The sequence below is a fragment of the Actinomadura sp. NTSP31 genome, assembly GCF_041951385.1.
Lineage (GTDB): Bacteria > Actinomycetota > Actinomycetes > Streptosporangiales > Streptosporangiaceae > Spirillospora > Spirillospora napierensis.
Genome location: NZ_JBGNUT010000013.1, coordinates 110217 through 133030, shown reverse-complemented (window position 1 = coordinate 133030; position 22814 = coordinate 110217). Strand labels below are relative to the sequence as shown.

Annotated in this window: 22 protein-coding genes; 9 read left to right on the top strand and 13 right to left on the bottom strand. The window is 73.1% G+C overall.

Features of this window, described 5'->3' with window-relative positions; genetic code table 11:
* The first annotated feature begins 169 nt into the window (after positions 1-169).
* Complete coding sequence (locus ACA514_RS22850) at positions 170-1600, top strand: alpha/beta hydrolase (RefSeq protein ID WP_375043241.1); 1431 nt, start codon at positions 170-172, stop codon at positions 1598-1600.
* 64 nt (positions 1601-1664) lie between these two features.
* Here ACA514_RS22850 and ACA514_RS22845 read toward each other — a convergent pair whose 3' ends face one another.
* Both ACA514_RS22845 and ACA514_RS22840 read right to left on the bottom strand, forming a co-directional pair.
* A complete protein-coding gene (locus tag ACA514_RS22845; protein ID WP_375043240.1) occupies positions 1665-2057 on the bottom strand; it encodes an OsmC family protein in 393 nt (130 codons plus the stop codon).
* 78 nt (positions 2058-2135) lie between these two features.
* A complete protein-coding gene (locus ACA514_RS22840; RefSeq protein WP_375043239.1) occupies positions 2136-4319 on the bottom strand; it encodes a DEAD/DEAH box helicase in 2184 nt (727 codons plus the stop codon).
* A gap of 65 nt (positions 4320-4384) precedes the next feature.
* Here ACA514_RS22840 and ACA514_RS22835 point away from each other — a divergent pair, with 65 nt between their 5' ends.
* The 4 genes from ACA514_RS22835 to ACA514_RS22820 are packed head-to-tail and all read left to right on the top strand — an operon-like array spanning position 4385 to position 7619.
* Complete coding sequence (locus ACA514_RS22835) at positions 4385-5743, top strand: carboxypeptidase regulatory-like domain-containing protein (protein WP_375043238.1); 1359 nt, start codon at positions 4385-4387, stop codon at positions 5741-5743.
* A gap of 35 nt (positions 5744-5778) precedes the next feature.
* Entirely contained in the window at positions 5779-7014 is a 1236-nt protein-coding gene (locus tag ACA514_RS22830) for a multiprotein-bridging factor 1 family protein (protein ID WP_375043237.1), read from the top strand.
* Positions 7015-7071: 57 nt separating this feature from the next.
* A complete protein-coding gene (locus ACA514_RS22825; protein ID WP_375043236.1) occupies positions 7072-7341 on the top strand; it encodes a hypothetical protein in 270 nt (89 codons plus the stop codon).
* On the top strand, positions 7338-7619 hold the full coding sequence (locus ACA514_RS22820; protein ID WP_375043235.1) for a hypothetical protein: 282 nt from the start codon (positions 7338-7340) through the stop codon (positions 7617-7619). Before ACA514_RS22825 ends, ACA514_RS22820 begins: the two co-directional genes overlap by 4 nt.
* A gap of 15 nt (positions 7620-7634) precedes the next feature.
* Here the strand turns inward: ACA514_RS22820 and ACA514_RS22815 are convergent, their stop codons facing one another.
* On the bottom strand, positions 7635-8207 hold the full coding sequence (locus ACA514_RS22815; protein WP_375043234.1) for a TetR/AcrR family transcriptional regulator: 573 nt from the start codon (positions 8205-8207) through the stop codon (positions 7635-7637).
* 86 nt (positions 8208-8293) lie between these two features.
* On the opposite strand from ACA514_RS22815, the gene ACA514_RS22810 reads away from it, so the two are divergent.
* On the top strand, positions 8294-9124 hold the full coding sequence (locus tag ACA514_RS22810; RefSeq protein ID WP_375043233.1) for an NAD(P)H-binding protein: 831 nt from the start codon (positions 8294-8296) through the stop codon (positions 9122-9124).
* Positions 9125-9135: 11 nt separating this feature from the next.
* Here the strand turns inward: ACA514_RS22810 and ACA514_RS22805 are convergent, their stop codons facing one another.
* Positions 9136-10272, bottom strand: a complete 1137-nt coding sequence (locus ACA514_RS22805; RefSeq protein WP_375043232.1) for a Fic family protein — start codon at positions 10270-10272, stop codon at positions 9136-9138.
* 94 nt (positions 10273-10366) lie between these two features.
* Positions 10367-11791 carry a type I glutamate--ammonia ligase gene (gene glnA, locus ACA514_RS22800; protein WP_375043231.1) on the bottom strand — a complete coding sequence of 475 codons (1425 nt, stop codon included), beginning with the start codon at positions 11789-11791 and terminating at the stop codon, positions 10367-10369.
* Between the two features lie 188 nt (positions 11792-11979).
* On the opposite strand from glnA, the gene ACA514_RS22795 reads away from it, so the two are divergent.
* Positions 11980-12465, top strand: coding sequence for an RDD family protein (locus ACA514_RS22795; RefSeq protein ID WP_375043230.1), 486 nt, complete (start codon positions 11980-11982; stop codon positions 12463-12465).
* A 54-nt stretch (positions 12466-12519) separates the two neighbouring features.
* Here ACA514_RS22795 and ACA514_RS22790 read toward each other — a convergent pair whose 3' ends face one another.
* Together ACA514_RS22790 and lipA are read right to left on the bottom strand one after the other, a co-directional pair.
* On the bottom strand, positions 12520-13215 hold the full coding sequence (locus ACA514_RS22790; protein WP_375043229.1) for a DUF4191 domain-containing protein: 696 nt from the start codon (positions 13213-13215) through the stop codon (positions 12520-12522).
* 86 nt (positions 13216-13301) lie between these two features.
* A complete protein-coding gene (gene lipA, locus ACA514_RS22785; protein ID WP_375043228.1) occupies positions 13302-14231 on the bottom strand; it encodes a lipoyl synthase in 930 nt (309 codons plus the stop codon).
* A gap of 222 nt (positions 14232-14453) precedes the next feature.
* Between lipA and ACA514_RS22780 the strand changes: the two genes are divergently transcribed.
* On the top strand, positions 14454-14951 hold the full coding sequence (locus ACA514_RS22780; RefSeq protein WP_375043227.1) for a YfbM family protein: 498 nt from the start codon (positions 14454-14456) through the stop codon (positions 14949-14951).
* A gap of 7 nt (positions 14952-14958) precedes the next feature.
* Here the strand turns inward: ACA514_RS22780 and lipB are convergent, their stop codons facing one another.
* From lipB to ACA514_RS22750, 6 genes are all read right to left on the bottom strand, one after another.
* The gene (gene lipB / locus ACA514_RS22775) at positions 14959-15690 is read right to left on the bottom strand and encodes a lipoyl(octanoyl) transferase LipB (protein WP_375043350.1); all 732 of its coding nucleotides are present in this window, start codon (positions 15688-15690) and stop codon (positions 14959-14961) included.
* A 63-nt stretch (positions 15691-15753) separates the two neighbouring features.
* Positions 15754-16491 carry a Type 1 glutamine amidotransferase-like domain-containing protein gene (locus ACA514_RS22770; protein WP_375043226.1) on the bottom strand — a complete coding sequence of 246 codons (738 nt, stop codon included), beginning with the start codon at positions 16489-16491 and terminating at the stop codon, positions 15754-15756.
* 122 nt (positions 16492-16613) lie between these two features.
* Positions 16614-17501, bottom strand: coding sequence for a TIGR01777 family oxidoreductase (locus ACA514_RS22765; RefSeq protein WP_375043225.1), 888 nt, complete (start codon positions 17499-17501; stop codon positions 16614-16616).
* A 148-nt stretch (positions 17502-17649) separates the two neighbouring features.
* A complete protein-coding gene (gene sucB, locus ACA514_RS22760) occupies positions 17650-19161 on the bottom strand; it encodes a 2-oxoglutarate dehydrogenase, E2 component, dihydrolipoamide succinyltransferase (protein ID WP_375043224.1) in 1512 nt (503 codons plus the stop codon).
* Positions 19162-19204: 43 nt separating this feature from the next.
* Positions 19205-20599 carry a dihydrolipoyl dehydrogenase gene (gene lpdA / locus ACA514_RS22755; RefSeq protein ID WP_375043223.1) on the bottom strand — a complete coding sequence of 465 codons (1395 nt, stop codon included), beginning with the start codon at positions 20597-20599 and terminating at the stop codon, positions 19205-19207.
* Positions 20600-20746: 147 nt separating this feature from the next.
* Complete coding sequence (locus ACA514_RS22750) at positions 20747-22279, bottom strand: leucyl aminopeptidase (protein ID WP_375043349.1); 1533 nt, start codon at positions 22277-22279, stop codon at positions 20747-20749.
* A 297-nt stretch (positions 22280-22576) separates the two neighbouring features.
* On the opposite strand from ACA514_RS22750, the gene ACA514_RS22745 reads away from it, so the two are divergent.
* Positions 22577-22804 (top strand): ferredoxin family protein, encoded by a 228-nt coding sequence (locus ACA514_RS22745; protein ID WP_131763497.1) that lies wholly within the window; start codon positions 22577-22579, stop codon positions 22802-22804.
* The last annotated feature ends 10 nt before the right edge of the window (positions 22805-22814 follow it).

Here is a 22814-nt window from a genome sequence, read left to right as displayed (position 1 = left end):
ATCATGATCGGCCCCCCACGAACGAACGGGGGGACGAATGGCCTCGATCGGGTCCATACCCGGCATCGCGGCAGCAGGCGCGGCCGTTTTGGCCGCTTTCGGACTGATCTCCTCCGCCGGAGGGACGGCTCGCCTTGAGTCGGCGCCGGCGGTCCGCACGGCCGCCGCCGTGACGGACGGCACCGTCCCGAAGCCGGAATGGAAGCGCTGCACCGGGCTGCCGTCCGCCGGACCGGGGACGTCGCAGGCCCGGTACCGGTGCGCCACCCTGAAGGTTCCCCTGGACTACGCCGACTCCGCCTCGGGGACGATCGACCTCGCGCTGCTCAAGATCCCCGCGACGGACACGGGCCGGCGGATCGGCTCGCTGCTGTTCAACTTCGGCGGTCCCGGCGGCGACGGCGTCGACACCCTCGCCCAGGCCGCGTCCGAGTACACGAGCCTCAACACCCGCTACGACCTGATCGGCTTCGACCCGCGCGGCGTCGGCCGCAGCGCCCCGGTCACCTGCGTGGACGACCGGACCATGGACCAGATCACCGCCGAGGACGACACGCCCGACACCACCGCCGAGGAGGCCGCCTACCTCGCGCGGCGCGCGTCCTTCGCCAAGGCGTGCGAGACCGGGTCGGGGAAGCTGCTGCCCCATGTCGGGACGCTCAGCGCCGCCCGCGACCTCGACGCGATCCGCGCCGCCGTCGGCGACCCGAAGCTGAACTACTTCGGAATCTCCTACGGGACCTGGCTCGGCGGCAACTACGCCCACCAGATGCCCGGCAACGTCGGGCGCGCCGTGCTGGACGGGGCCGTCGACACCCGCCTGAACACCGCCGACCTCGGCCTCCAGCAGGCCGCCGGGTTCCAGCACGCCCTGCTCGACTTCGGCGCGGCCTGCGCCCGGCTCGGCGCCAAGTCCTGCCCGCTCGGCGCCGACGGGCGGGCCGTCGCCGCCACCACCGGGAAGATCCTCGCCGGCCTCGACCGCAGACCGCTCACGACCACCGCCGGCCGCAGGCTCACCCAGAGCCTCGGCGACACCGGCGTCGCCGCCGCCCTCTACACCAGGCAGGCCTGGCCCTATCTCGCGCAGGGCCTCGTCGACGCGGTGAAACGCCGCGACGGGTCGCTGCTGCTGATGCTCGCCGACCTGCAGAACGGCCGCAAGCCCGGCGGCGCCTACGACAACCTGACCGCCGCGAACACCGCGATCACCTGCGCGGACGGCACCGACCGCTACACCATCGCGGACGTCCGCCGGCTGATGCCGGAGTTCCGCGAGGCCTCGCCGGTCTTCGGGCCGTCCATGGCGTGGGGGCTGCTGCAGTGCACCGGATGGCCCGTCAAGGGCGACGACGCGGCGCGGCTGGTGTCCGCTCCGGCCGCCGCGCCGATCCTGGTCGTCGGCAACACCGGCGACCCCGCCACCCCGTACGCGTGGGCGTCCGCGCTCGTGAAGTCGCTCGGCGGCGGCGCCGCGCTCCTCACCCTCAAGGGGGAGGGGCACGGCGCGTACGACACCGGGAACGCCTGCGTCCGCCGCGCCGTGGACGCCTACCTGCTGGAGGGCACCCTCCCGGCGAAGGGCGCGACGTGTGACTGACGCGGCACGTGTGACTGACGCGGCACGTGTGACTGACGCGGCGCGTCCGACCGGCCCGGCGGGATCAGACGATCTGCTCGACCTTCATCGGCTCCTTCAGCGCGTTCCCGACCGTGCAGTACCGCTCGTGGACGCGCTTGGCGACCGCCTTCAGCACGTCCTCGGCCTTGTCGTCGCCTTCGGGCAGCTCGACGTCGTAGGTGACCGTGATCGTCCCCAGTTTGCTGGTCTCCACCTTGTCCGCCTGGACCGTCGCGGCGAGGCGCGCCATCCGGTGCCCGCGCTGCGCGGTCAGCGGCTCCACGGTCACCAGCTCGCAGCCGCCGAGCGCCGCCAGCAGCAGCTCGACCGGCGTGAACGCCCCCTCGGTGTCCCCGTCCCCGATGGCGACGCGGGCGCCCCGCCCGTTGACGGCCTGGAAACCGTCCCCGGTGCGCTCGACCCTGACCTCGGCCATGTCATCCCCTCCGATCCTCGGCGGCCCCTACCGGGCCCGCCTGCCCGAACACGCCGGACACGGCGCTTCTTCCCGCGGTCACGGCTCCATGCCCCCGCTGCCGAGCCGCTCCTGCTCCTCCTGGACGATCCGCTGCGCCAGCGCCTGCTCGGAGATGTCCACGGCGTCCGGCGTGCGCTCCGCGAGATCGCTGCGGCGGGCGTACTCGTCGAACAGCCGTGCCTTGCCCCGCAGGATCCGCAGCATCCGCTCGTCCACCCCGCGCGGGGTGAGCAGCCGGTGCACCTGGACGGTCCGGGCCTGCCCCATGCGGTGCGCGCGGGCGATCGCCTGCTCCTCCATCGTCGGTTTCACCTGCGGCTCGCAGATGATCACGACGGAGGCGGCCTGCAGGTTCAGGCCGACGCCGCCCGCCTGGATCTGCGCCAGCAGCACCGCGTGCCCCGGCTCCGCCGTGAAGTCGTCCACGAGCCCCTGGCGGCGCGCCGCCGGCATGGAGCCGGAGATCGGCCCGCGCGCGGCGGGGCCCACCATCAGCTCCACGGCCGACAGCACGTCCCGGAAGTAGGAGAAGACCACGACCTTCAACCCGTTGCGGTCCGCCTCGTCCACCAGCTCGACGAGCCTCGCCAGCTTCGCGGACCGTTTCGGGTCGGCGTACGCGGCGCGCCGCATCGCCATGAAGTTGCCGTCCGCGACCGCCCGCCGGTAGGCGGCCCGGTCCGCGGCGCTGAACTCCTCCCACTCCTCGATCTCCTGCACCTCGGGCAGCTCCACCAGCACGTCCTGCTGGTTGCGGCGCAGGTACGCGGGCGCGACGGCCTGCCGGAACGCCCGCGGCCCCACCGCCGCGTCGCTCGGCCGCACCTGCGGGACCAGCTCGGGCCGCAGGTACGCCACCAGGCTGCGGAACTCCTCGACGCGGTTCTCCATCGGCGTCCCGGTGAGGAACAGCACCCGCCCGACGCGCGCGCACCACGCGGCCACCGACTTCGACCTGCGCGTCTCCGGATTCTTGGCGTAGTGCGCCTCGTCGACGACGAACATCGCGACGGGCACCTCGTCCGGGACGTCCAGGGCGTGCAGCGTGTCGAGGGTGGTGACCGCGATGCCGCCCGCGTCCGCCCAATGCGCCAGTGCCGCCGCCCGCGCGGGGCCGTGCACCGGACGCGCCGCCAGCCGGCTGCGGTCCTCGATCTCCCGCACCCAGTTGACCAGCACGCTCGCCGGGCACGCCACCAGGAAGTGCGTCGCGCCCTCCGCGCGCAGGTGCGCCATCGCCGCGATCGCCTGGACGGTCTTCCCCAGCCCCATCTCGTCGCCGAGGATCACCCGCCGCTGGACGAGCGCGAACCGCGCCCCGAACGACTGGTAGCCGCGCAGCGACACCTGCCGGTACGTGTCGTCCAGCGGCTGCGCCTTGACCCGCGCCGCCAGCTCGTCCGGCAGGTACCCCTCGGCCGCCGCGCGCTCGGGCCCGACGGCGGCCAGCTCCGCCAGGAGGGTCTGGTAGTCGGATCCGCGCAGCTCGTAGTCGATCCACGCCTCGTCCGCCGGCACCGCCGGACGCAGCAGGTCCACCGACGCCTGGGAGATCGGCAGGTGCTCCTCGCGGGCCCGCCCGGCAGCCTCCGCCAGCTCCGCGATCGCGGCGCGGGCGCGCTCCCGGCGCGCCGGGCCCGCAAGGACCCGCCGCCACCACGACGCGGCCGGCCGCGCGTCGTGCACCAGCGGGCTCAGCCGCTCGTCCAGCTCCTCGGCGGCCCGGCGGGCGCGCGGCAGGTCGGGCCCCGCGTTCACCAGCCGGTGCAGCGCCACGACCAGCGCGGTCGTCGCCGGATCCCGCCGCCCGGCGTCGATCCGGATCCCCGCCGCCCGCTCCGCCGCCTCGGCCAGGCTGCGCGCCGCCGCGTGGATCTGCGCCGCCGTCTGCGGCCCGACGCCGGGGATCAGCTGGAGCCGGTACGGCGTCGCGTCCAGGACGTCCAGCACCGACGTCAGCCCGGCCTGTTCGAGCGGTGTCAGGCGCAGGCGGCCGTCCGTCACGTCCTTCAGCCGCGCGACCGGGATCTCCGCGAGCTGCCCGCGCGCCGCCTCCGCCCGCAGCGGCGCCAGCGCCTCGTGCGCCTCCGCGAGCGCGCCCCGGTGATCGGCGATCAGGGCGCGGGCGGCGTCCAGCAGGGCATGGCCGTTCCGCAGGACCGCCTTCGGCTCGTCCGCCATCGCGCCCGCCGCTCCCTCCGCCGCGATCTCCCGGCACATGATGCCAGCGCGGCGCCCGTGCCTCGCCCCGGTGAAACCCGTTCCGTCCAGAAAGGTCCCCGAGCGTGACCGACGACCGCGAGGACGAGCCGACCCTGTTCATGTCGCTGGCCGGAAGCCTGTGGTTTCCGCTGCTGTTCTTCTTCGGCTTCCTGTTCTGCTACATGCTGCCGTTCCACTCCCCGTCGCCCCACGACGTCCGGGTGGCGGTGTCCCCCCCGGCGGTGGCCGACAGGCTCGGGCCGGCGCTCGACCGGCAGGCGCCCGGCGCGTTCGAGGTCATCCCCGTCAGGGACGCGGCCGCCGCGCGGAAGAAGATCCTCAACCGGGAGGCCGTCGCCGCCTACAGCGTCGAGGGGCCCGCCACCGCCACCCTCGCCACCGCCAAGGCCGACGGCACCTTCCTCGAACAGGCCGCCACCAGCACCTTCACCGCCGTCGCGAAACAGGGCGGGCAGCACATCCGCACCGTCGAACTCGTCCCGACCGCCAAGGGCGACGTCACCGGGACCGGCCTGTTCTACCTGTCCATGGCCTGGAACATCGCGCCCTACATCGCCGTCATGATGCTGATGCGCGCCGTCACCCTCAGCCGCCGCGCCAAGATCCTCGCCCTCGCCGCCATGGGCGCGTTCATGGCCGTCGTCGGCTTCTACGTCGCGCTCGCCATGGACGTCGTCCCGAACAAGCCGATCGCCATCGTCTACGGCTTCCTGATCACGCAGGCGGTCGCCCAGTTCGCCTACGGGCTGGTGCCGTTCGTCCGCCAGTTCCTGCCCGGCGTCGCCATCACCCTGTTCGTCCTGTTCTCGATCCCGTCCAGCGGCGGCGCCATCCCGTACCAGCTCGTCCCGGGGTTCTTCCGCGCCCTGCACCCCGTCCTGCCCCTCGGCAACCTCCTGGACGCCCTGCACGGGCTGTTCTACTTCGGCAACGAGGGCCTGCTGCGCCCCACCCTCGTCCTGTGCGCCTGGGGCGTCGCCGGCCTCGCCCTGACCGGCTTCGGCGCCTACCTCCAGCACCGCAAGGCCGCGAAGGCCGAGCCCGGCGCCACCGCCGAGCAGGAGCTGGTCGAGGACCCCACCTTCGAGGCCCCCGTCCCGCACCCGGTCAGCCCCGCCCACCACGAGCACTTCGGCGACGTCGTCCCGGGCCTCGTCGGCACCGTCCGCACCTCCGCCGGCGAACCCGTCCCCGACGCCCTGGTCACCGTCCTCGCCACGGGCGGCCGCCAGCTCATGCGCACCCGCACCGACGACGAGGGCCGCTACGCCGCCGCCGGCCTCCCGGAGGACTTCGTCACCGTCCTGCTGCTCGCCCGGGGCCACACCCCGGCCGTGGCCCGCGTCCTGCTCACCGCCGGCCGCACCCACCGCCAGGACTTCGTCCTCGAGACCCCCGTCCACGGAGCCCACCCCGCCTAACCTGAACCCAACACCCCTCGAAAGGCGGCGGCACCATGGACGACCGCGGCATCGATCCGGCCGACCCCGGCCTGACCGTCGGGCAGCGCATCCGCTACTTCCGTGAACGGCGCGGGATGTCGCGCGAAGTGCTCGGCGGCCTCATCGGCAGGAACGCCCGCTGGGTGAAGGCCGTCGAACGCGGCGAGATCGGCGAACCCAAGCTCCCCACGCTGCTGAACCTCGCCGAGGCCCTGAGGCTGCGGGACGTCGCGCGCCTCACCGGCGGCGGCCCGATGCCCACGAGGATGTTCCGGGGGCCCGGGCACCCCGCGCTCGGCGCCGTCCGAGACGCGATCAACGTCGTCGCCGTGTCCATGACCGACCCGCCTCCGCCGCTCACCCACCTCGAGGCCAGGCTGGACGCGGCCTGGCGGGCACGGCACGCCGCCCCCGACCACCGCACCGTGCTCGGCGCCCTGCTGCCGGAGCTGATCACGGACGCCAAGCGCGCCGTCCGGACGTACGAGGGCGCGCGGCGGCGCCGTGCCCTGTCGCTGCTCGCGCAGATCTACAACCTCGCCCAGTTCTTCCTCGCCTACCAGCCGTCCGCGGACCTCCTCTGGCGCGTCGTCGAGCGCAGCATCATGGCGGCCGAGGAATCCGAGGACCCGAAGGCGTTCGGCGGCGCGGTCTGGCTCGCGGCCCAGGCGCACCGGGACGCGTGCGACTTCGACGCGGCCGAGGCGGTCAACCGCGAGGGCCTCGAGTGGCTGCGGCCCCGCATCACCGACGAGGACGTCGCCCTGCGGGCCATGTGGGGCGCCCTCCACCACGAGGTGGCCTACACCGCCGCCCGCGCCGGGCAGACCGGCACCGCGTGGCGCTGGTGGGACGAGGCCGACCGCATCGCCCGGTCGCTCCCACCCGGCCACTACGACCCGATGACCTCGTTCTCGCAGGTCATCATGGGCGCCCACGCGGTCACGATCGCCGTCGAACTCCGCCAGGCCGGCGAGGGCCGCAAGCACGCCCTACGCGCGTCCGGCGCCACCATCCCCTCGCAACCCCGCCGCGGCCGCCACCTCATCGAGGTGGCACGCGCCTGGCAGCTCACCGGAGACCGGGCCACGACCCTCGCCGCCCTCGAAGACGCCCAGACGACCGCGCCGGAGACCGTCCGCTACAACGGCCACGCCCGCCGCATGACGGTCGAGCTGGCGTCCGAGGGCCCGTCCGACGTGCGGCGCAACGCCCGAAACCTGGCGGATCGCATCGGCCTCCTCGTCTGAACCGGGGGACAGGAACCCTGTCCGCCGCCTGCTCGCCGCTCCTGCACTCTGCGTAACATGACGCACACGGAACAACACCGCGACGTCGGCGAGCTTTACGCCTGGGACGTGTTCGCGGACGGTGGGGCGGGCGGGGTGACCGATGACCGCGACGCGGCGCGGGCGCACGTCCGGGAGGGGCTGACCGCCGCACCGCCGGGGACGCGGGGGCGGGTGCGCCGCGTGACCCTTTGCCCGCTGGGCCGTTCGGTCTACCTGGACCTCGGCCTGGTCGCCGAGGCCCGCCGCGACGCCGCGTCCGACACCGTCACCTGGCACGACGCATGACCGGTCAGGACGCGGGGCACCTGGACCGGCTGGCCGCCGCCATGGCCCGGGAGAGCTTGATCACGCAGAAGTGCTACGACGGGACGCCGCCGCTGTTGAGGGTGTTCCTGCGGGGGCGTGTCGGCGAGAGCATCCGGGTGAAACCGGGAGTCGGCGGCGTGCCGTGGTTCGTCTCGTCCACCGGGAATCCCCTCGCCCCGTGCCACGACGCTGAGCGTGCGGTGAGCGAGATGGCGGCATGGTCGGAGGCACTCGTTCGGGGACCGTCGGAGACGTGACGGCATGAGCCGCTGTCAGGCGGGCGCGGCGTCGAGGATGAGTTCGGCGAGGCGGCGGGCGTGGCGGGCCGGGCCGTCGGTGCCGAGTGCCTGGACGGACGCGTAGGCGCCCTCGAAGGCGAGCGCCAACTGGTCCCCGACGTCGTCCGGGGCGGTGACGCCGGCGGACGCCGCGAGGCCGGCGAAGCGGGCGCGGACCCACCGTTTCGTCCCGGTGGCGGCCTGGTGGGCCGGGTGGGCGGCGTCGGGGATCTCGGCGAGCGCCATGAGGAACGGGCAGCCGCGGCAGCGGTCGGGCCGGATCTGCTCGGTCTGCGCGTCGAACAGCGCGAGGATCCGGGCGCGCGCGGGACGGTCCTCGTCGCCGGCGGTGGCTTCGAACCATTCCTTGTAGAGGCCGTCCGCGCGGGTGACGTAGGCCGTGATCAGGTCGTCCTTGGACGCGAACAGCCGGTAGAGGGTCGTGGGCGCGACCCCCGCGGCGGCGGCGATCTTGTCCACGCCCACGCCCTTGATGCCCTGCCAGTAGAACAGGTCGTGGGCGACCTCGAGGAGGTGCTCCCGTGTCTCGGCGGCGCTTCGGCGCATCACCGGGCCCCTTGCCAGATGCGACGCATGCCTCTACCGTACCGCTTTGTTAGGGAACGTTCCCTAACAAGCGGAGGGAACCTGCGATGATCCTCGTGACGGGCGCGACGGGCAACGTCGGACGGGAAGTGGCGGCCGCACTGGCGGCGGCCGGTGAGCCGGTGCGGGCGCTGGCGCGGTCCGGGGCCCCGGCGGACGCCCCGTCCGGCGCCGAGTACGTCACCGGCGACCTGAACAAGCCCGAGACGCTGACGCCGGCCCTGCGAGGCGCCCGGGGACTGTTCCTGCTGCCCGGCTACGAGGGGACCGCCGAGCTGCTGGCCGAGGCGGGACGCGCCGGGGTCGAGCACGTGGTGCTGCTGTCGGGGTCCTCGGCGGAGTCGGGCGACCTGGCCAACGCCGTCAGCCGGTACATGATCGAGGCGGAGACGGCGGTCCGCGCGTCCGGGCTCGCCTGGACGATCGTGCGGCCGAGCGGGTTCATGTCCAACACGTTCGAGTGGATCCCGCAGCTCAAGGCCGGCGACGTGGTGCGCGCGCCGTTCGCCGGGGTGCCGATCGCGGTGATCGACCCGGTCGACATCGGGGCCGTCGCGGCGGCGTCGCTGCTGCGGGACGGCCACCGGGGCCGCGTGCACCGGGTGACCGGCCCGGAGCCGCTGCGGCCCGCCGACCGGCTGCGGATCCTCGGCGAGGTGCTCGGCCGCGACCTGCGGCTGGACGCGCAGCCCGACGACGAGGCCCGCGCGGAGATGCTGCGGAACATGCCGGAGAAGTACGTGGACGCCTTCTTCGACTTCTACGTGGCCGGTTCGCTGGACGAGTCGGTCGTCACCACCACGGTCCGCGACGTCACGGGCCGCCCGCCCCGCACCTTCGAGCAGTGGGCCGCCGCCCACACCGCGTCCTTCGCCTGACCCGGAGGTGGTCAGGCCGGGTAGGGCTCGGCCAGTGTCATCGGGGTGTTCGCGATGTCCAGCGCCTCCTGGGGGAAGCGGGGGCCGGACGTGTAGTAGCGGGCGCGGGTGCGTCCGACGGGTGCCAGGATCTCGGCGGTGACGAGGTCGCGCAGGTCTCGCTGGGCCTGCTGCACACTGAGGCCTTCGGCGTGCTCGTAGCGAAGGCGGCGTACGCGTCCGGCCATGGCCACGTCGTGCAGTGCGGAAACGGTCCGTTCGTCCAGGCCCGCCCGTTCGGTGAACCCGGCCAGCATGGTCCAGACCCGTCCGGCCCGGTCGAGCCGTCCCTGCACGGTCTGCGCCTGCTGGTGGTATGCGGTCAGGTTGAAGCGCACCCATTCCGACACGTCCTGCTCCGGAACGTAGCGCGCTCCGCGGCGGGCCAGCGCCCGGTAGTACTCCCAGGTGTTGCCCGGACGCCCGAGCCATGCCTCGATGGACGAGAACTCCGGGGCGAGCACGCCCTCCCGAGCGATCATCAGCGTCTGCAGTGAGCGGGACATTCGCCCGTTACCGTCCGGCCATGGATGGACGGACACGAGATGCAGATGGGCCATGGCCGCCCGGACCAGCGGGTGCGCGCCGTCCCGGGTGTTGAGCCAGTCGACGAGCTCGTCCATGAGCGCCGGGACCTCTCCGGCGTCCGGTGCGGTGTAGACGGCGATGCTGGGATCGCGCGCATCCGTCACGTAGTCAGGGCCCTGGCGCCATTGACCGGCGGGTTTGCGTGCGGTGTGCCGGTGCCCCTGGAGCATCCAGTGCAGAGCGTTGAGGAAGCCCTTGCTGAAGGCGAAGTCCTCGACGTCGTGGAGCGTCTGGAGGTAGGTCATCATCCGCTGGTAGGCGAGGGTCTCCTCGCGGTTCTCCTCGGAGACGTCGACGTCGCGCTCGCCTTCCATCAGGTCCGCGACGTCGACTGTCGCGACCTTGAACCCTTCGATGGAGTTGGAGGCCGCCACGGCATCGGCGGTGAGGAACTTCCGCAAGCCCGCCGTCCACTTCGAGGACGTGGTACGCACCTGGTGCCGCAGGGACTCGCGCATCTGGTCGATCTCGTGGAGGACGCGCTCGTCCGCCGGCTCGAGAGCGGGCGTCGGGTAGAGCATGCAGTCATAATACTATGACGCAATCATTCAATCAACAATGCGAAAGAGAAGGGCCCGCGAGGGGTGCTCGCGGGCCCTCCGGAACGGCGGACGATCAGACGTCGTAGTACAGCTCGAACTCGTGGGGGTGCGGGCGCAGGCGGATCGGGTCGATCTCGAACTCGTGCTTCATCGCGATGTAGGTCTCGATGAGGTCCGGAGTGAACACGCCGCCTTCGAGCAGGTACTCGTGGTCGGATTCGAGGGCCGCCAGGACCGCGGGCAGCGAGCCGGGGACCTGCGGGATCGCGCGGGCCTCCTCGGGCGGCAGCTCGTAGAGGTCCTTGTCGACCGGCTCCGCCGGCTCGATCTTGTTCTTGATGCCGTCCAGGCCCGCCATCAGCATCGCCGAGAAGGCCAGGTAGGGATTGCAGGACGGGTCCGGGACGCGGAACTCGATCCGCTTGGCCTTCGGGTTCGAGCCCGTGATCGGGACCCGGATGCACGCCGAGCGGTTGCGCTGCGAGTAGACGAGGTTGACCGGCGCCTCGAAGCCGGGGACGAGCCGGTGGTAGCTGTTCACCGTCGGGTTCGTGAACGCCAGCAGGGACGGCGCGTGCCGGAGCAGGCCGCCGATGTAGTGCCGCGCCGTGTCCGACAGGCCCGCGTAGCCGACCTCGTCGTAGAACAGCGGCGAGCCGTCCTTCCACAGCGACTGGTGGACGTGCATGCCCGACCCGTTGTCACCGAAGATCGGCTTCGGCATGAACGTCACGGTCTTGCCGGCGCCGCGCGCCACGTTCTTGACGATGTACTTGTACAGCAGCAGGTTGTCGGCGGCCTTCAGCAGCGTGTCGAACCGCACGCCGATCTCCGACTGGCCCGCGGTGCCGACCTCGTGGTGCTGGAGCTCGACCTCGACGCCGGAGGCGAGCAGCTGCGTCGCCATCTCCGAGCGCAGGTCGGTGTAGTGGTCCATCGGCGGGACGGGGAAGTAGCCGCCCTTGTAGCCGGGCTTGGCGCCGAGGTTGCCGCCGGGCTCCTCGCGGCCGGTGTTCCAGGCGCCTTCCACCGAGTCCAGGAAGTAGTAGCCGGCGTTCTGCTTCGTCTCGAAGCGGACGTCGTCGAAGATGTAGAACTCGGCCTCGGGACCGCAGTAGGCGGTGTCGGCGATGCCGGTGCCGCGCAGGTAGTCCTGCGCCTTGCGGGCGACGTTGCGCGGGTCGCGGCTGTAGGGCTCGCCCGTCAGCGGGTCGTGCACGAAGAAGTTCAGGATCAGCGTCTTGTGCTGCCGGAACGGGTCCAGCACGGCGGTGGCCGGGTCCGGGAGCAGCAGCATGTCCGACTCGTGGATCTCCTGGAACCCGCGGACCGACGAGCCGTCGAACATCATGCCGTCTTCGAAGGCGCGCCGTCCGAAGTTGCCGGTGGGGATCGTGACGTGCTGCATCTTGCCCGGCAGGTCCACGAACCGGCAGTCGACGAACTTGACGTCCTCGTTCTCGAGATAGCTCAGGACCTCTTCGGCGCTGCTGAACATCCAGCCTCCTTGGTGCGCTCTTGGGCATCTCGCAGGCTACGGCGGGGCCGTTTCCCTGCCGTGTCCCATATGTTTCGGCTGTGTTACGCGGCCCGGCGTCCCACGGCACCGGGCACCCCGCTCCACCGGCATCCCTCCCCTGGGGAGCCGGGTCGGAACCCGGCGGGGGAGGGGATAGCGTAGACGCCATGAGCGGTGGTAAAGAGCAGCAGGCCGCGGGGCCGCGGTGGACGCAGACGTGGCTCGGCGGGGCGCGCTCGGCCGGCGCCGACCTCGGCCGCCCCGGCGAGCGGCTGGGGCTGCCGGAGAACGGGAGCGGGGCCATCGCGTCCTACGGCCGCCGGGTGATCGCGCTGTTCCTCGACTGGGGGCTGTCGGCGCTGGTCGCGGGCCTGCTGGCGCGCACCCTCGACTGGTCCGCGCCGCAGCGCAGCCTGCTGACGCTGGTCGTCTTCGGGATCCAGGCGTGGGTGCTGACCGCCACGATCGGCACCACCGCCGGCAAGCGGCTGTGCGGCATCCGGGTCATCCGGCTGGACGGGCGGCCCGTCGGTTTCCTCATGGGATTCGCCCGCAGCCTCCTGCTGCTGCTGGTCCTCCCCGCGCTCATCTGGGACCGCGACTACCGGGGCCTGCACGACCGCGCGTCCAACACGGCCGTCGTGAACATCTGACCGGCACCGGAAACGGAAAAAGCGCCCCCGAGGGGGCGCCTGTTCGTTCCGCCGCTACCGCATCTTGGGCTTCGGGCCCTTGGGCATCTTCGCGCCCTTCGGGATCGGGCCCTTCGGCATCTGCATCGACCGGGGCAGCGCCTGGAGCCGGTCGTTCAGCTCCCCGACCTGCGCCTTGGTGAGGTTGCGGGGCAGCTTCATCAGGTGCCGCTGCAGCTTGCCGACGTCGATCTGGTCCTCGTCGTCACCGACCTGCACGTCGTAGATCGGCACCTGCTGCGCGGCGCGGGAGATGCGCTTCTTCTCCGCGCCCAGCAGCTGCCCGACCCGGTTGCGCGGGCCCTCCGACACGAGGATGACGCCGGGACGCCCCACGACGCGGTGCACCATGTCGAGGTTGCGGTTGCCGGCCACGGCCTCGGTGACCGTCCAGTCGCCGCGCATGTTCTTCAGCACCGCGGCGGCGGCGCCGGGCTGCCCGGCGATCACCTTGTACTGCGCGCGCTGCGCCAGCTGACCGAAGACGATCATGCCGACGGCCACCCCGGCGAGGACGCCCAGCGGGATGAAGAACCACAGCCGGCCGATCACCAGCCCGATCACGACGATGACGATCAGGGTGCCGAGCGCCGACGCGGCGACGATCGGAAGGGCCTTCGGGTCGGCCTGGCGGAGCACCTGGGCGACCATGCGGATCTGCTTGAGGCGGCCCGGACGCTCCTGGCCCCCGTCCGCGGGCGTTTTCGACATGAACCCAAGGATAGTCGGCCGGGACCCCCGTCCCGACACCGTCCTCGCACGGCGGAACGCGCGCGAGGACGGATCCGGCGGCCGGCTCAGCCCTGCCGCGCCTCGATCGCCTGCTTGTAGAGGCGGCCGGCGCGGTAGCTGGACCGGACGAGCGGCCCGGACATGACGCCGGCGAAGCCGATCTCCTCGGCCTCGGCGTTCAGCTCGACGAACTCCTCCGGCTTCACCCAGCGCTCCACCGGGTGGTGGCGGGGGCTCGGCCGCAGGTACTGGGTGATGGTGATCAGCTCGCAGCCGGCCGCGTGCAGGTCGCGCAGCGCAGCCGAGACCTCCTCGCGGGTCTCGCCCATGCCGAGGATCAGGTTCGACTTGGTGACCAGGCCGTCTTCCCGGGCCTTGGTGATCACCTCGAGGGACCGCTCGTAGCGGAACCCGGGCCGGATCCGCTTGAAGATCCGCGGCACCGTCTCGACGTTGTGCGCGAGCACCTCGGGACGGGCGGAGAACACCTCGGCCAGCTGCTCGGGGACGGCGTTGAAGTCGGGGATCAGCAGCTCGACGCCGCAGCCGGGGACGGCGGCGTGGATCTGCCGGACCGTCTCGGCGTACAGCCAGGCGCCGCCGTCCTCCAGGTCGTCGCGGGCGACGCCGGTGACGGTCGCGTACTTCAGGCCCATCGTCGCCACGGACTCGGCGACGCGGCGGGGCTCGTCCCGGTCGAACGCGGCGGGCTTGCCGGTGTCGATCTGGCAGAAGTCGCAGCGCCGGGTGCACTGGTCGCCGCCGATGAGGAAGGTGGCCTCGCGGTCCTCCCAGCATTCGAAGATGTTGGGGCAGCCCGCCTCCTGGCACACCGTGTGCAGGCCTTCGGACTTCACGAGGCCGATGAGCTCCTTGTACTGCGGGCCCATCTTCAGCCGCGTCTTGATCCATTCGGGCTTGCGCTCGATGGGGGTCTGGCTGTTGCGGGCCTCTACGCGCAGGAGCTTGCGCCCCTCAGGTGTCACCGTCGTCACCCGTTCAGGGTACGTCGCGATCAGAGGGACGGCACATCGCGCCCGCGCGCCCCGCGAGCGGCGGGCTCGAAGCAGTATCAAGGCGATCTCGAACGGGTGACGTTACCCGGCGCGCGCCGCCGATTCGCGTGTTTCGGCCCATGACCACCGGCGTTTCTCTCTAGGGTGACTCCCTGTCGTCACGCAACAGCGTTCGCATGGAGGACCGCAGTGGGTCTGGCAATGTCGTACCTCAGGGTGCCGCCGGTGCTGGAGGGTGAGCCGGATCCCACCCGGGTCGCCCGCCGCGTGTTCGGCGTGCCGGACTGGCGGCGCCGCGTGCCGGTCGCGCCGCTGGACGTCGGCGCCGCCTGGCAGGCGCTGCACTACCTGGTGACCGGCGACCCCTGGGAGGGGCGCCATCCGGAGGCGGACGTGGTGTGCGGCGGGCGGCTGCTCACCGAGGACGGCGCCGACGAGCTGGGCATGGACGTGATCTACCTGGCGCCGGAGCGGGTGAAGCCGGCCGCCGACCATCTGGCCGCGACGCCGTTCGGCCAGGTCGCGGGGCGTTTCGACCTGGCGGCGATGGTCGGGGCCGGGGTGCAGGACGCGGACCGGATGGACGCCGGGGTCCGCGACCGCGTCCTGAGGCCCGCCTACGACGCCCTGACCGCGTTCTTCCAGGCCGCGGCGGACGAGGGCCAAGCCGTGTACAAGGTGATGTTCCCGACAGGCTGAACGGCCTTCAGGCGAGTCGGACGCCGAGTTGGGCCGTCGTCCGGTGGACGGTCTCCCGGGCACCGAGCGCGTCGGCGAGGTGCCGCTCCACCAGCGGGGTGACCTCGGCGACGGTCACGTCCCGGCCGACCTCGCGGCTGAGGTTGGTGGACTCGGCGTCCCGGATGCCGCACGGCACGATCTTGTCGAACCAGCCCATGTCGTTGTCGCAGTTCAGCATGAACCCGTGCATGGCGACGCCGCGGGCGACCCGGATCCCGATGGAGCCGATCTTGCGGTCGGGGGTGCCGGGCACCCACAGCCCGCTGCGCCCCTCGACGGTGGCGGTCTCCAGGCCGAACTCGGCGCACACCGCCATCATCATCCGCTCCAGAAGCCGGACGTAGGAGACGACGTCCGACGGGTCGGGCAGCCGGACGATCGGGTAGCCGGTCAGCTGCCCCGGGCCGTGCCAGGTGATCTTGCCGCCGCGGTCGACGTCCACCACCGGCGCGCCGGGGTCGCCGAAGGGGCGGTCGAGGGCCCCGGTCCGCTTGCCCGCGGTGTACACCGGCCGATGCTCCATCAGCAGGACGGTGTCGGGGATCACCTCGTCGGCGCGCAGCGCGTGCGTGCGCTTCTGCAGGTCCCAGCCGTCGAGGTAGGGGACGGCCGCGGTCCCGAAGCCCGCGTGGACGATCACCAGCCGGCCGGTCGCCGGCGCCTCTCCGGGGGGCGTCTCGGAAGCGGCCCCCCGCACGTCCAGATCACTCACGTCCGCCAGCCTACGTCGCCCGGCGACCGGCTCACCGGAGGGATCCCGTCAGAGCGAGGCGAGCAGCCGGGGCTCGATCCGCGTCTCCTTCGCGGTGCCCGGCCCGTCCGGCTCGACCCGGTAGGCGCCCGCGTCCTGCCGGTAGGACACGGCCTGGACGAACTCGGTGCCGACGTAGTGCAGGCCGACCGACTCGTCCGCCGCGTACCCGCCGGGCAGCGTGCCCTCGCCGACGAGCTGCTGGAGCAGCGGGCGGCGCTGCGGGTCGCTGTCGTAGTGCACCCCGCACGAGTACGGCAGGAACCCGAGACCGTCGGTCAGCGGCCGCAGCTGCGGGCCGAAGGAGTCGGTGTTGCCGCCGGCGTGCCAGCACAGCGCGCCCGCGCTCTGCCCCGACAGGACCACGCCCTCCTGCCACGCCTCCCGCATGATGTCGTCCAGGCCGTGCAGCCGCCACAGCGCCAGCAGGTTGGCGACGCTGCCGCCGGACACGTAGACCAGGTCCTGGGTGAGCAGGTGCGCGCGCATGTCGGCGACGTTCGGCATCGGGAACAGCGACAGGTGGCTGATCTCGGCGTCCAGCTGGGAGAACCCGGCGTAGAAGCGCGCGATGTACTCGGCGCCGTCGCCCACCGCCGTCGTCAGGAAGCACATCCGCGGGCGGTCCTGCCCGGTCAGGTCCAGCGCGTAGCGCATCAGCGGGCTCGGCGCGATGCCCTCCCGGCCGTCCGGGACGAACGTTCCCCCGCCGATGGCGAGGATGTGCGGCTGTCCGTCGGTGCTCATTCGCCCTCCTCGTCGGCATGCCCTTCGATGTCACCGTATGGCCGCCGGACGCGATCGGCCGCGACTTTAGCGAATCTTGGTATCGCCGTGCCCGGCCCGGTGCGGGGCGCCGGAAACGGGCCCTACAGGACGGCGGCGAGCGCGGAGTCCACGTCGGGGTGCCGGAACCGGAACCCGGCCTGCTCCAGCCGGCGCGGCAGCACCCGCTGGCTGACCAGCGGGCCCTCGTCGGCGAAGCCGCGCAGCGCGGCCCGCAGCACCGCCTTCGGGACCGCCAGCCGCGCCGTGCGGTGCAGCGCCCGGCCCAGCGCCGCCGTGTACTCGCCGTTGGTCACCGGGTTCGGCGCCGTCAGGTTCACCGGCCCCGACAGCTCGTGCCCGATCAGGAACCGCAGGGCGGCCACCTCGTCGGCGAGCGAGATCCAGCTCGTCCACTGCGTTCCGTCGCCCAGCCGGCCGCCGAGGCCGGCGCGGAACAGCGGCAGCGTCCGCCCGAGCATCCCGCCGCCGCGTGCCAGCACCACGCCGGTGCGCGGGTGCACGACCCGGACCCCGGCGTCGCGGGCCGGCGCCGCCGCGGCCTCCCAGTCCCGCACGAGCGCGGCGAGGAAGCCGGCGCCGGCCGGGGACTTCTCGTCGGCCTCGCGGTCGCCGGTGTCGCCGTAGAAGCCGATCGCCGACCCGCACACCAGCACCGGCGGGCGGTGGTCCGCCGCCGCGATCGCCTCCGCGAGCGTCCGGGTGCCGTCGAGCCGGCTGTCCCTGATCCGGCGCTTGTACGCCTTCGTCCACGGCCGGTCGCCGACACCGGCACCTGCCAGGTGCACGACGGCGTCGGCGCCCTCCAGCGCCGCCGCCTCCACGCAGCCGTCCGCCGGGGACCAGCGCGCCTCGTCGGGCGCCGACGGCTCGCGGCGCACCAGCCGCACGACGTCATGCCCGTCCTCCCGCAGCGCCCGCACCAGCGCCGTTCCGATCAGGCCCGACGCGCCCGTCACGGTCACCCTCATGTCCCCACCCTACGGTGACGGCGCCGGCGAACGCTGAGATTCTCACCCCGGTCCCGTGTTTCCCCCGCCCTGTTCACGGGGTTCCCCGGAGACGCGCGGGACCCCGCCGCCCGGGTGGGGCGGCGGGGTCCCGGGTGGAGCGGGGCGGTCAGAGGCCGAGGTCGGCCTCGAAGTTGCCCTCCTCCAGGCGGTGCTTGATGGTGCCGAGGAAGCGGGCGGCGTCCGCGCCGTCGATCAGCCGGTGGTCGTAGGTGAGCGCCAGGTAGACCATCGACCGCACCGCGATGACCTCGCCGAGGTCGGGGTCGTCGATGACGGCGGGGCGCTTGACGACGGCGCCGGTGCCGAGCATGCCGACCTGCGGCTGGTTGAGGATCGGGGTGTCGAACAGCGCGCCGCGGCTGCCGGTGTTGGTGAGGGTGAACGTGCCGCCGGCCAGCTCGTCCGGGCTGACCTTGTTGGTGCGGGTCCGCTCGGCCAGGTCGGCGATCCGCTGCGCGAGGCCGCCGAGGTTCAGCTGGCCGGCGTTGTGCACGACCGGGACCATCAGGCCCCGCTCGGGCACGTCCACCGCCATGCCGAGGTTCTCCACGTCGTGGTAGGTGACCTCGTTGGTCTCGCTGTCGATGACGGCGTTGACCTTCGGGTGCGCCTTCAGCGCCTCGACGGTGGCGAGCGCGAAGAACGGCAGGAACGACAGCTTGACGCCCTCGCGGGCCTGGAAGTCGGCCTTCGCCTGCTCCCGCAGCCGCGCGATCTTGGTGACGTCCACCTCGACGACGGTGGTCAGCTGCGCCGACACCTGCAGCGACTCCACCATGCGGCGGGCGATCGTCTGCCGGATCCGGGACATCTTCTCGGTGCGGCCGCGCAGCGCGAGCTGCTCGGCCGGGGCGCCCTCGGGCACCGGGGCCGCGTGCCGTCCGGCCGGACGGGCCGGAGCGGCGGCCGGAGCGGCCGGCGCCGCGGGCGGGGCCTGCTGCGCCTGCTGCCGGGCGGCCTGCGCGGCGCGCGCCGCCTCCAGGACGTCCTGCTTGCGGATGCGGCCGCCGACGCCGGTGCCCTTCACCGCGGACAGGTCCACGTCGTGCTCGGCGGCGAGCTTGCGCACCAGCGGCGTGACGTAGGGGCCCTCGCCCGCGGGCGCGGTCTCCTGCCCCTGCTGCTGGGCGGCGGGCTGCTGGGACGCCGGCGCCGGGGCCGGGGCGGGCGCGGCGGGCTGCTGCGGGGCCGGCGCGGGCGCCGGCGGGGCGGCGGGCTGCTGCTGCGCGGGCGGCGGCCACGCGGCGGGCGGCGGAGCCTGCTGCGCCTGCGGCTGCTGGGCCTCCGGCTGCGGCGCCGGGGCGGGCTCCTGCGCGGGCTGCTCGGCGGGGGCCTCCTGCGCGGGGGCCTCCTGCGCGCCGCCGCCGGACGGGGCGTCGCCCTCGTCGCCGATGACGGCCAGCTCGGCACCGACCTCGACGGTCTCGTCCTCGGCGACGGTGATGCTGGTCAGGATGCCCGAGGCGGGCGAAGGGATCTCGGTGTCGACCTTGTCGGTCGACACTTCGAGAAGCGGCTCGTCGGTCTCGACGCGCTCACCCTCCTTCTTCAGCCAGCGGGTGACGGTGCCCTCGGTGACGCTCTCGCCGAGCTGGGGCATAGTGACGGAGACCGGCATGGCTCTCAGCGACTCCTTCGAGAAAATTACTGTGCGCGGACGTTCAGCCGTGCACGTGCAATGGCTTGCCGGCGAGCGCGAGATGCGCCTCGCCGACGGCCTCGGACTGGGTCGGGTGGGGGTGGATCAGCTGGGCGACCTCGCTCGGGAGGGCCTCCCAGTTGTAGATGAGCTGGCCCTCGGCGATCAGCTCGCCGACCCGCGCGCCGACCATGTGCAGGCCGAGGACGGGACCGTCCACGGCCGCGATCACCTTGACCTCGCCCTGCGTCCCAAGGATCTTGCTCTTGGGGTTGCCGGCCAGGTCGTAGGTGACCTCGTTGATCTCGTACCCGCGCTCGCGGGCCACCGCGGAGGTGATGCCCACCGAGGCGACCTCGGGATCGGAGTAGGTGATGCGGGGCACGCCGTCGTAGTCGATCGGCGCGGGGGCGAGCCCGCCGAGCCGCTCGGCGACGAGGATGCCCTCGGCGAAGCCGACGTGGGCCAGCTGCGGCGTGGCGACGAGGTCGCCGACGGCCGAGATCGTGGGGACGCTGGTGCGGCAGTACTCGTCGACCTTGACGTAGCCGCGCTCGGTCTCGACGCCGGCCTCGGCCAGGCCGATGCCGTCGGAGACGGGCCCGCGGCCCACCGCCACCAGCAGCAGCTCGGCGTCGACGACCTTGCCGCCCTCCAGCGTGACGGAGATGCCGCCCTGCGTCGTCTTGGCGCTCTCGAACCGGGTGCCGAGCTCGAACTTGATGCCGCGCTTGCGGAACGCGCGCTCCAGCCGCTTGGAGCTGGACTCCTCCTCCAGCGGGAGCAGGTGGGGGAGGGCCTCGACGATGGTGACCTCGGCGCCGAACGAGCGCCAGACGCTGGCGAACTCCACGCCGATGACGCCGCCGCCGAGGATGACCACCGAGCCGGGGACGTGCTCCAGCCGCAGCGCGTGGTCGCTGGAGATGACGCGCTCGCCGTCGATCTCCAGCCCGGGCAGCGACTTCGGCGCCGACCCGGTGCCGAGCACGATGTGCTGGCCCTCGAGCGCGCGCGTCCGGCCGTCGGGGGTGCGGACCTCGACGGTGGTCGGGCCGGCGAGCCGGCCCTCGCCCCGGACGACCTCGATCCCGCGCGACGTGATCAGGCCGGTGAGGCCCTTCACGGTCGTGGAGACGACCCGGTCCTTGTAGGCGTTGACGCCCGCGACGTCGATCCCCTCGTACACGGCCTTGACGCCGAACTTCGCGGCCTCGCGGGTCTGGTCCGCCACCTCGGCCGCGTGCAGCAGCGCCTTGGTGGGGATGCAGCCCCGGTTGAGGCACGTCCCGCCGAGCGACTCGTCGCGCTCGACGAGCGCGACCGACCTGCCGAGTTCGGCGGCGCGCAGCGCGCACGCGTAGCCGCCGCTGCCGGCACCCAGGACCACGATGTCGTAGGGGCCGCTGTTCGCCACTGGACGCTCCCTTTCCCCGGAGACGGCACCGCGCGGTCCGCGGCGCCTCGGGCGGGACGAACCCGTAACGGGCCCCCACCGCCACGAGAAATCTATTGTGTCCCGCCCGGGCCGGTGCCGGGCGGCCCCCGCGAAATCCCGGCGGACCTAGAGGAGCCCGGCCGCGAGGTCCTCGGCGATCTGGACCAGCGTGCGGGTCGCGGCGCCGGTGCCGCCCTTCGGGGTGTACCCGTAGGCCTCGCCCTGCTGGAACGAGGGGCCGGCGATGTCGAGGTGCGCCCACTTCACGCCGTCCGGCACGAACTCCTGCAGGAACACCCCGGCGACCAGCATGCCGCCCCAGCGGTCGCCGCTGATGTTGGCGATGTCGGCCACCGACGAGTCGAGCCCCTTGCGCAGCTCGGCCGGCAGCGGCATGCCCCAGGAGGCCTCCCCGGCGCGCTCGGCCGCCGCCACCACCTTCTCACGGACGCCGTCGTCGTTGGCCATGACCCCGGCGGTCCGGCTGCCGAGCGCGACCAGCTGCGCGCCGGTCAGCGTGGCCACGTCCACGACCAGGTCGGGGGAGTCCTCGCCGGAGCGGACCAGCGCGTCGGCCAGCACGAGGCGGCCCTCGGCGTCGGTGTTGAGGACCTCGACGGTCTTGCCGCCGTAGATGCGCAGCACGTCGGACGGGCGCTGGGCGCTGCCGCTCGGCATGTTCTCGGCGATGGCCAGGTAGCCGACGACGTTGACCCGGGGGGCCAGTTCGGCGATGGCGGCCATCGCGCCGAGCACCGCGCCGGCGCCGCCCATGTCGGACTTCATCCAGTCCATGGAGGCGGCCGGCTTCAGCGACAGGCCGCCGGAGTCGAAGGTGATGCCCTTGCCGACGAGCGCGAGCGTCTTGGCCGCCTCGGGGTGGCGGTAGGACAGCCGGACGAGCCGGGGCGGGTTCACCGACCCCTGGCCGACCCCGGTGATGCCGCCGTAGCCGCCGTCCACCAGCGCCTTCTCGTCGAGCACCTCGATGCCGAGGCCGCTGTCGCGGGCGACCCGCTCGGCCTCGTTGGCGAGGTCCTCGGGGGTGAGGTCGGACGGCGGGGTGTTGACCAGGTCGCGGACCAGGTTCACCGCGGCCGCCAGCACCCGGGCGCGCTCGACGGCGGCGTCGGTGGCGGCGGGGGCGACCAGCCGGATCTCGCCGACGGGGCTCTTGTGCCCGTCGCCGGTCCGGTAGGAGTCGAAGGAGTAGGCGCCGAGCAGCGCGCCCAGCGCGACGGCCTCGGCCCCGGCGGCGTCCCCGGCGGGCAGCGCGACGGCCGCCTTCGCGGATCCGGCGAGCGCGCGGACGGCGGCGCCGGCGGCGCGGCGCAGGTCCTCGGCGGAGGGGTCCTCGCCCAGCCCGGCCGCGACGATCACCGGGGCGGTGACGGCGCCCAGCGTGGGCAGCTTGGTGATCTCGCCGGGCTTGCCGGTGGCGCCGAGCGCGCCGAGCGCCGCGGCGAGCCTCCCGTCCAGGGCGCGGTCGAGGTCCTCGGCGCCGGCGGCGGGGGCGGGGGCGCCGTCCGCCGGGACGACTCCGATCACGATGGCGTCGACGTCGAGGCCGGCCAGGTCTGCGCTGTCAAGTCCGATGCTCGTCACGTAGTCCGATGTTAGTCCTCCCGGTGACCGGTTTCGCCCTTTTGGATCAAGCATTGCCGGGCCCGGAACCTGCCGCTGCCTGCCGGGATCGCGGCGGGATCGCCGGAACGGGCCCCCGGTGCCCGGCGTGACCGCGGGGCCGGGCGCGTGCGCGGCAATGGTGGCGCGGTAGGTGGCGGAAGGCCGGCGATGTGGCGCGTTCACGCAGGTCAGCCGAATGCATACGGCTTTTCGGGTGGCGTAATGCGCCCTCTATTCCCCTATTCCTATTGATTTAGTAGGTTTTGTCGGAACCCGCGCTCGGCCTCCGCGCCGCGCGTCCCGCGTGCCCGCCCCACCACTGGAGAACCCATGTCCCTCGTGGAGAACCGCGCCGACGTCCCCGTGACGGTGGACGAGGCGCTCTGCATCGACGGCTGCACCCTGTGCATCGACGTCTGCCCGCTGGACGCGCTGGCCGTCCACCCGGAGACCGGCAAGGCGTACATGCACGTGGACGAGTGCTGGTACTGCGGGCCGTGCGCCGACCGCTGCCCCACCGGGGCCGTGACCGTCAACATGCCCTACCTGCTGCGCTGAAGGACTCACC